Consider the following 8384-nt stretch of genomic DNA (forward strand, 5'->3'; position numbering starts at 1 on the left):
CAGCAAGCCTGAGTTTTGTCAGTGCGACTACGGCCACTGGCTCTTACGACAATGCCACTGGCCTCTGGACGCTCGGTAATATCGCCCCCGGAACCTATAGCCTGACGATTAATGTAACGGTGAATTAATAACTTCCGCCGCCTCCCTCCGAGCATCACCCCGTAGCCAAGCGTTGCGGGGTGTTTTTAATGGTGTAAACAGATCAGATAAAGGTCATGGTGCGCCTTTCTGTTTGGCAAACTGGGATTGAAGGTATATAATCATGGGCTTGGGGCTACTTGCCCGCGCCGCTAACAGCTCAATGTTATGACCAGCCTTCTGCTTTCCATCTGGTTGTTTTTTTTGCCAGGCCCGCAATCCGTCCAAAACCTCTGCAACCAAAATGAATACAGGCTGTTTGGGCATCTGTTTTTTGAGGATATGGAGTTCGGTTAACCGCATATCCAGTTTTTGATGGCGGTTTTCATGAAAATCAATCCATGCCAGTCCTAAAAGGGCGCGAAAGTATTGTAGCCGAGTATTGGAATTGTTGTTTGCCAGTGGAGTAATTTGTTTAAATTCAATTACTTCCAGTTCGTGTGGTGTCCTTAGTGCTTTACGACGCTCCATTGATGCGCCAGGATATATTGCACCAATTCCTATTAAACCCGTGCCTATAAAGATTGTACCTTAAGGTCCGACATTGTTTCTTTTCTTTATTCCAATCTGAGTTTATGGAAGATCTGAGTTTATTGTTTAAAGTCCCGCCAGATTTCCGGTGCGGCTATGTGGCACTTGTGGGGCGTCCGAACGCGGGTAAAAGCACCCTTATGAATGCCTTATTGGGGCTAAAGTTATCCATCGTTACCGCCAAGGCACAAACCACCCGACATCGGGTTTTGGGCATTCTGACCAATGAACAGGCACAAGTAATCTTTTTAGATACGCCTGGCATCATTAAACCAAACTATAAGTTGCAAGAACGCATGATGTCTTCGGTACAGGGGGCGGTAATGGATGCGGATTTGGTGGTTTTTTTAATAGATGCGCAACACGAGCATATGCATCCGGAAGTGTTGAACTATTTAAAAGACCGACCTGCCATCCTAGCGATCAATAAAATGGATCTCGTTTCCAAAGAAAAAGTATTGCCTTTGGTTAGTCAATGTCTTGAACAACGTGATTTTGAAGCGGTAGTGCCTATTTCGGCTCTGAAAGGAAAGCAGTTAGATGTTTTATTACAAGAGATCACGTCCCGTTTGCCAAATGGCGTCCCTTTTTATCCACCAGATCAGGTGAGCGAGCACCCCGAACGATTTTTTATCGCCGAAACCATCCGCGAGAAAATATTCCAACGGTTTCATCAGGAAGTGCCATACGCCACACAGGTGAATATTGTGGCCTATGAAGCACGCGAAGACCGTGCGGATCTGATTGATGCAGAGATTGTGGTGGAACGTGAAACCCAGAAAGGAATCCTAATTGGGAAAAAAGGAATTGCCTTAAAAGAAGTGGGAAGTGAAGCCCGAAAGGACATTGAAGCATTGATCGGTAAAAAAGTATTTTTGCAGTTACATGTAAAAGTTCGTGATGACTGGCGGAGCAAAGAGCACTTTCTGAATGCTTACGGCTACCGAATTTCTTCCTGATAAGGGCGCTTGATCTTGATTCTAACGCCTGTTTGTAATTTGTTTATCATCATCAATCTTACATCAATCTATGTGTTATCCTTGTCGTCTCTTCTTCTTGCTGATCGTAGCATTTCCGTTTGGACTCGCAGCCCAGCCCTATAAAGACGTGAAAAGTCTGCTAACAGCCGTGACCCAGAAAACGGGTTGGGCTAAGTGGCAAACCGTGAAAAACATTCAGGTGAGCAGTCGGGTGGAGTATTTGAAAAAGGTTAGAACCGAAGTGTGGCAGATGCCGGGACAATATTATAACAAGAGCATCACGACATCTGGGGGAAAGTCCGTGACGGTAACGGAAGTTCAAACACCGGAAAAAACTTGGCGATATGAAGGGGATACCAAGCGGACATTTTCGTCGGCGGGGCTGAAAGGCAAGATTTTTCCCGTTCATGAATTAACGCTCCTATACGATCCTGGAGCAAAATTAGCCCCAAACGAAGTCCTCAAAGGTAAAAGCTGCTATGTAGTTACTCAGCCAACCCGCGATAAAAAATTCCGTCATAAGTTTTATTTTGACCAAACAACGCTGTTGCTGGTGGCGGTTGATTGGAATTACTTCGATGTAAATATAGACCTACAATGGTATGAAGATTATCGCGTAATGAATGGATTTTGGTATCCATTTCGAGAAGTTATCAATAACCGCATGACAAAGGTGGTCAATGAAGTGACGTTTAATGTGGATACAACGGGTCTTTTCACGATGCCACGGTAATAAAAGAAGGGCGATGATCCAGTTGGGTAGTTCCTTGCGTTTTATCCTAATATGGTATTGGTCATGTTGGCAGCCATCTGAAGACGAATCATCAACACATCTATGATGCAACTCACCCACTCCGCGATCAGTAGATTACGTTCTCAGCATGAGTCCATTCCTTTTATACTAAATGGAATGAATGAGCATATGTTACGTTATAGGCCAGATTCCCAAAAATGGAGTATTTCAGAGCATGTGGCCCATTTGGCACGGTACCAAGAATTAATGCCTGAGCGGATCAAAAAGCTTCTCCTTGAAGAAAATCCTCATTTTCAACGCTACGAAGCAGAACAAGACCCTCGGTTTTCTTATTGGTGCAAGATGGAATGGCGGGTGCTGTGGTCGGGTTTGGTGGCTGGGCGGCAAGAATTGATAAAATTGCTTATAGACCTTCGGCCTACAGACATCGAGCGGACGGCTGTTCATCCACTTTATGGGGCAATTCCCATTCCATTTTGGGTGGAATTTTTCCTGATTCACGAAGCACATCATCTGTATGCCATTCTACAACTGGTGGGGAATATGCGGGCGTTACAGCGACAAGGATAGGTGCTCTTTGCCTTCCCATACCGTAACTTGGCCTCTTTAATCTCTTTTGGTGGGCGAGAAAATCGCACAAACGCGCAATGGAAAGCTTGGTGACTACGAAATGCGGTCATGTTTTGCACTTATCAACCAATTCCTGATAGACGCTTTTTTAGAAAAGACCTGTTGCAGCTTAGTGATAGGTGTTTTTCCTTTATGAAGATTTCTGAACGGTGAGATTGGATTTTTAGTATGTTAAACAAAATGGTGTTTCTACATACATTTTGCTCCGGCAACAAATAGATCAAAGCAGTTCTTGTGTGGGCCTTAAGGGAAAATATGACAGTGGGCCTCACAACGCGCATGGTTACAGAATCAATATTTATAAGATGACAATGGCCAATCATGTGATAAAGCAAGGAGCTGTTCTGGACACCTATACAACCACCCAGTATCCAGCTCACGTTGAAATTCCCAAAATCAAGGGTTCTCGCTTTATTGGCGAGGCTCTTCCCCTGGAAGAAATCGGGATGGTTCCGGAAATGTTAAAGGTGATTCAAAAGCGAGAATACAATGCCTCTCATTGGTGTTGGGCGTATCGTTTTGGGGTAGATCCGGTGGAGGTGCGGAGCAATGATGATGGAGAACCGAGCGGGAGTGCGGGTTTACCGATTCTCCGGCAGATCGAACGAAGCGGTTTTACGTCGGTTTTGGTGGTGGTGACACGGTATTTTGGCGGAACCAAGTTGGGAACGGGCGGATTGGTTCGTGCCTATGGCGAGGCGGCGGAAGCGGTCTTGCAAATATGTGCACCTAAAGAAGTGATCCTTCGCAAAGAGGTTCGGTTGGCCTTTGCCTATCCAGATACCTCGGCGGCCATGCACTGCATTCAGCAATTCGATGCGCCGATTATTCAAACCCAATATTCGGACCTAACCGAATTGACCGTTGCAGTACGCAATTCGCAAGTGGAAGCATTGAAAACCAATTTTATAGAGGCATTGCGTGGAAAAGGACACGTTTCCTACCCATAAAAAAGCCTTCAGACAACTTGTCTGAAGGCTTGATAAACGACAACACGTTACGTTAATTCAGATCAGGCAACTACTTTTTTTATCTGTCCAATCAATGCCTTTCTTGCTTCTGGAAGTTGTCCATTATGGCATGTATCACAAGCTTCTTTACTAAGCCAGTTTTTGGGATTCCTTTTAGCGCGAATCAAGTATTGGTTGATTTTTGCTTCGGGGGTTGATCCTTTAAGTCGAAGAATCGCTGGAACCAGTACGGTAGCATCGGGGTGATCATACCGATCCAGTATCGCAACATGTTCTGCAATTGCATGATCAACCTCTTTAGACTGAGGTACACGCGAGTGTACTTTCTCTATGAAGTCAATGGAGCTTGTTTGATCAAATACAAAGATCATCGGATTTTTGGCCGTTTCTAAACTAAGTCTTTCTGCATTAATCATTTTGTGTATCTCGCGCCAGTTTTTATTCTTATGCCAAGCCGCTAAGATCTTACCAGCACTAAGGTTTACTTGGTGATTCCACTTCTGTAATTGAGCCGTTGCATTTTGGTCTTTTCTATTCGATTTAATGGTGTTTATCTGTAAATCTTCCGGGATGTTTGTTGGGCCTATAATGATGTATTCTCTACTTGGCCCAGTTTGTTGGGCTAATTTCTCTTGTAGGTCACCTCTTTTCTTGTTTTCAGTTTTCGGAGTGTCGCATCCGGATACTAAAATGGTGATTAGTAATAAGTACGGGATAAAAAATATAGAAAAGTATTTCATTTTAGTTTGTATTATAATGATTAATGTTGTTATATAGTGTCACGCGCCACCGCAATAACCAAAATTGAGCCAGGCCGTATTACAATTCCCTAACCACGAGCCGTAACCCGCATAGATGTAGTACTTAGCTGATGGTGGGATTGTTTGGTCATTGCAGGTACTGAACCAAAGCCAGAATCCACCATAATCGTTTACGGTTGTAACACATTGTCCTTGGGTGTCACCAACTGAGAAAAAATTGGTCCACGAGCACGTTCTATAACACAGTTCCTCTGCTGCTGTGGCAGTCATGCCCGAAAAAGGAGATCATATAGAAATTGCCGTGACAATGATCATGCTTTTAAAATACTTGAGCATGTTTTCCTCCAAATTTTGATTGTTAAAATTTTACGTTATGAGGTGTTATGGATTTAATGTTTGATGGTTTCCTTGTCAAGAGATACGCCATAAAAAATAAAAAAAAAGCCCTCTGTTACTTGACCAAAGGGCTATATAGCTAACGGAGAAAAAATCTAAACCGCGCCGATGACAGTTCCACTGGGAATAATGGCTTTTTTCTTGATGATCACAATACCATCCACAATGCTGTATCCTTCTTCCTCTTTGTTGGGCAGGCCGGGTGCCCCGCGAATAATGACGGTATTGCCAATACGGGCATTTTTATCTACGATGGCCCGTTCAATGTAACAGCTATGCCCAATCCCCATAGGAATAGAGCCTGAGTGATTGATTTGGTCTAAGGTTTCGTAATAATCATGACCCATGATGATCGAATCTTTGATTACGGTGTCTTTCCCAATTCTTGAGCGAACCCCAACCACCGAATGGACAATCTCTTTGGCGTCAATAATGGTTCCTTCTGCCAAAATGGATTGCCAAATCTGGGTTCCCATCAGTTTAGAGGTAGGAAGGTTTCTTCTGCGGGTATAGACCGGATTTTCCTTATCGTAGAGGTCGAACTGTGAAATCGGATTGGTCATTTCAAGGTTGGCCTCATAAAAAGACTGAATGTTACCGATGTCTGTCCAATAACCATCATATAAATAACTCGAGACCTTGAGTCCGTTTTCAATGGCTATTGGAATAATGTTCTTGCCAAAATCCGTGGCTTCCGGATATCTTTTAAAGAGGTCTTTCAGGGTGCTTCGGTTGAAGATGTAAATTCCCATAGAGGCCAAGTACACCTTTCCCTCACTCCGTTGTTTTTCCGGGACTTCGGAGGCCCAGTCTGCCAAAACATCTGATTTGGGTTTTTCGATAAAACGATTAATGGATTGCGTTTCATCTACCTTCATAATCCCAAAGGAAGTGGCATCTTTGGCATTCACCGGAATCGTGGCAATGGTCAGGTCGGCGCCAGATGCAATGTGAGCCTCGGCCATGTCCTCGAAACTCATTTGGTAGAGTTGGTCTCCGGAAAGAATGAGGATGTAGTCGTAGTCGTGGTTTTCGAGGTGGTGCATGGATTGGCGCACGGCGTCGGCTGTTCCTTGAAACCATTGGTCACTTTTGTAGGTCTGTTCTGCCGCCAAAATATCCACAAAGCCATGCGTGAAGGAATCGAAGTGGTAAGCATTTTTAATATGCTGATTCAGCGAGGCCGAGTTGAATTGCGTAAGGACAAAGATGCGGCGCACCCCCGAATTTAGGCAATTAGAGATCGGAATATCTATTAACCGAAACTTCCCCCCGATGGGAACTGCTGGTTTAGAGCGGTCTTTGGTGAGGGGGTACAGACGGGAGCCTACGCCACCGCCCAGAATGAGGCCGAGCATCTTGATTTTTCGGTCTTGCGTGCCGGCATTTACATACAGTCCGTGTCTCATGGTTCTATGAGGATTAAAGTGGTGAGGATACGCCTTTATAGAGCGCAATATACGCCTCTGCAGATTTTTCCCAAGAAAAATTGAGGTCCATAATGCGCTTCCGAAATCCGGTTAACGTTTGTTCATCGTGATACAATAGCGATGCACGATAGAGGGCATGGAGGGCGTCGTCTGTGGAGAAGTGGTCAAATCGGATGCCGCGTGGGTTTTCCTCGGACCAGTCACGGACGGTGTCGCGAAGACCCCCAACACTCCGGACGATGGGAATGGTGCCATACCTAAATGCATAGAGTTGATTTAGGCCACAAGGTTCAATCCGAGAGGGCATTATCAGAAAATCGGAGCCGGCATAGAGTTGGTGCGCCAGAGACTCGTTGTATTCGATCGAAGCGTCAAAGCGCCAAAAGAAGCGATCTCGAAGTGCATAAAAAGTACGTTTGAGCGCTGGATCGCCCGTTCCGAGTATTAAAAAAGCCATTTTGGCATTGTTTTCCAACGCCCGTTCAATGACTCCCGGCAACAGGTCTGCCCCTTTTTCAGATACCAGCCTTCCAATAAATGTGACCAACGGCAATTCTGGATCTAAGCGGAAACGTTGACAAATCACTGCTTTGTTTTGGGCCTTGAATCGGTTCACATCGCCCTCAAAACGGTGGGCAATCAAAGGGTCGGTTGTCGGATTCCAAACCTGTGCATCAATGCCATTTAAAATCCCAGAAGACTTGTGCCATTCGTTGTTGAGCAACCAGTTTAGATGGCTATCGGGTGCTTTCAATTCATCCAAATAACCCGGCGAAACGGTGTTTACACGCCACGCACACCGAATGGCCGATGCCAAGGGGTGGACGGTATCGGCCCAGTCTAATAAATTCCGTGCATGGGCTTCAAAAAGGGGCATTTTGTCTATATGCTGCCAACTGAAGGCACCTGTATAAGCCCCATTGTGGATGGTTAAAATTGTTGGAAGGTCTTTTAGTGCCCTAAATTCCGGACAATATTTTGCCATAAATGGGATAAGCCCCGTATGATGGTCGTGACAATGTAATATCTTTGGTTTTTCCCAGAATTGTGCCACCCACTGCAAAACCGCTTGTTGAAAACCTAACCACCGGGATACATCATCACCATATCCATGCCCTTCCGGACTGGCGTAAATCCCATCGCGTTCGAATAACTCCGGAATATTGGCAACAAACAACGGGAAGCCAAGTGTATCATCAATTTCCCGTTCTATGGTGAAAGAAAGATGCCGATCGTGCAGACGAATGGTGCCACGATAGTCTTCAATAAACCGATGTTCTTTTACCCACTTGAGTGCATATTTAGGTAGAATAACAGCAGACGACACCCCATGTTCGCAAAGGTATTTAGGAAGTGCACCAACGACATCGCCGAGCCCCCCTGCTTTAGCAACAGGATAACATTCAGCGGAAATGTGTAAAATCTTCATAGACGAGTGGGCTAAAGGTGGAAAGCCATAAGTTTCAAAATTGCTTCATCATGTTTATGTGAGTTTTGTATGGTAGGCTTGTGAAGAAGCAGGTTGAAAAAATGTACAGAACCGTTTTATGGCCCAACAAGTTACGGTGTATGAACCCCGAAAAGGAAGAGGGAAGGGCAAAAAAAGGAAAAAACCGTCTTTTTTGAACATTCCGTAGGGGATTGTTTTTTGAATTAAACCATTAACCTTTATGCCCTATCCAAACCCCGACACCTTAAACCCTTGCTACAACGGTTCCATTTGGTGATATTTTTTTACTATTTTGAAATTATATCACCTCAAATTTTGCCTGTTGTTACGAAATATTATTGTC

The 8384-nt window shown here is 44.7% G+C and carries 8 protein-coding genes; 4 read left to right on the forward strand and 4 right to left on the reverse strand.

The features are described 5' to 3' along the window. Positions 1–213: 213 nt before the first annotated feature. The gene (locus JNN12_11325; GenBank protein ID MBL7978920.1) at positions 214–609 is read right to left on the reverse strand and encodes a hypothetical protein; all 396 of its coding nucleotides are present in this window, start codon (positions 607–609) and stop codon (positions 214–216) included. A gap of 104 nt (positions 610–713) precedes the next feature. Here JNN12_11325 and era point away from each other — a divergent pair, with 104 nt between their 5' ends. The 4 genes from era (at position 714) to JNN12_11345 (ending at position 3983) form a co-directional block, all read left to right on the forward strand. Further along, positions 714–1628: a GTPase Era gene (era, locus tag JNN12_11330; protein ID MBL7978921.1), complete on the forward strand. Its 915-nt coding sequence runs from the start codon at positions 714–716 to the stop codon at positions 1626–1628. Between the two features lie 70 nt (positions 1629–1698). Beyond that, on the forward strand, positions 1699–2382 hold the full coding sequence (locus JNN12_11335; GenBank protein MBL7978922.1) for a hypothetical protein: 684 nt from the start codon (positions 1699–1701) through the stop codon (positions 2380–2382). 102 nt (positions 2383–2484) lie between these two features. Further along, positions 2485–2973: a DinB family protein gene (locus JNN12_11340; GenBank protein ID MBL7978923.1), complete on the forward strand. Its 489-nt coding sequence runs from the start codon at positions 2485–2487 to the stop codon at positions 2971–2973. 371 nt (positions 2974–3344) lie between these two features. After that, complete coding sequence (locus tag JNN12_11345; protein ID MBL7978924.1) at positions 3345–3983, forward strand: YigZ family protein; 639 nt, start codon at positions 3345–3347, stop codon at positions 3981–3983. Positions 3984–4045: 62 nt separating this feature from the next. Here the strand turns inward: JNN12_11345 and JNN12_11350 are convergent, their stop codons facing one another. The 3 genes from JNN12_11350 to JNN12_11360 form a co-directional block, all read right to left on the reverse strand. Continuing rightward, complete coding sequence (locus JNN12_11350) at positions 4046–4744, reverse strand: hypothetical protein (GenBank protein ID MBL7978925.1); 699 nt, start codon at positions 4742–4744, stop codon at positions 4046–4048. Positions 4745–5256: 512 nt separating this feature from the next. Next, the gene (locus JNN12_11355) at positions 5257–6570 is read right to left on the reverse strand and encodes a glucose-1-phosphate adenylyltransferase (GenBank protein ID MBL7978926.1); all 1314 of its coding nucleotides are present in this window, start codon (positions 6568–6570) and stop codon (positions 5257–5259) included. A gap of 13 nt (positions 6571–6583) precedes the next feature. Beyond that, complete coding sequence (locus JNN12_11360; protein ID MBL7978927.1) at positions 6584–8020, reverse strand: glycogen synthase; 1437 nt, start codon at positions 8018–8020, stop codon at positions 6584–6586. Positions 8021–8384: the final 364 nt, after the last annotated feature.

It is taken from the genome of Bacteroidetes Order II. bacterium, from assembly GCA_016788705.1.
GTDB lineage: Bacteria > Bacteroidota > Rhodothermia > Rhodothermales > UBA2364 > UBA2364.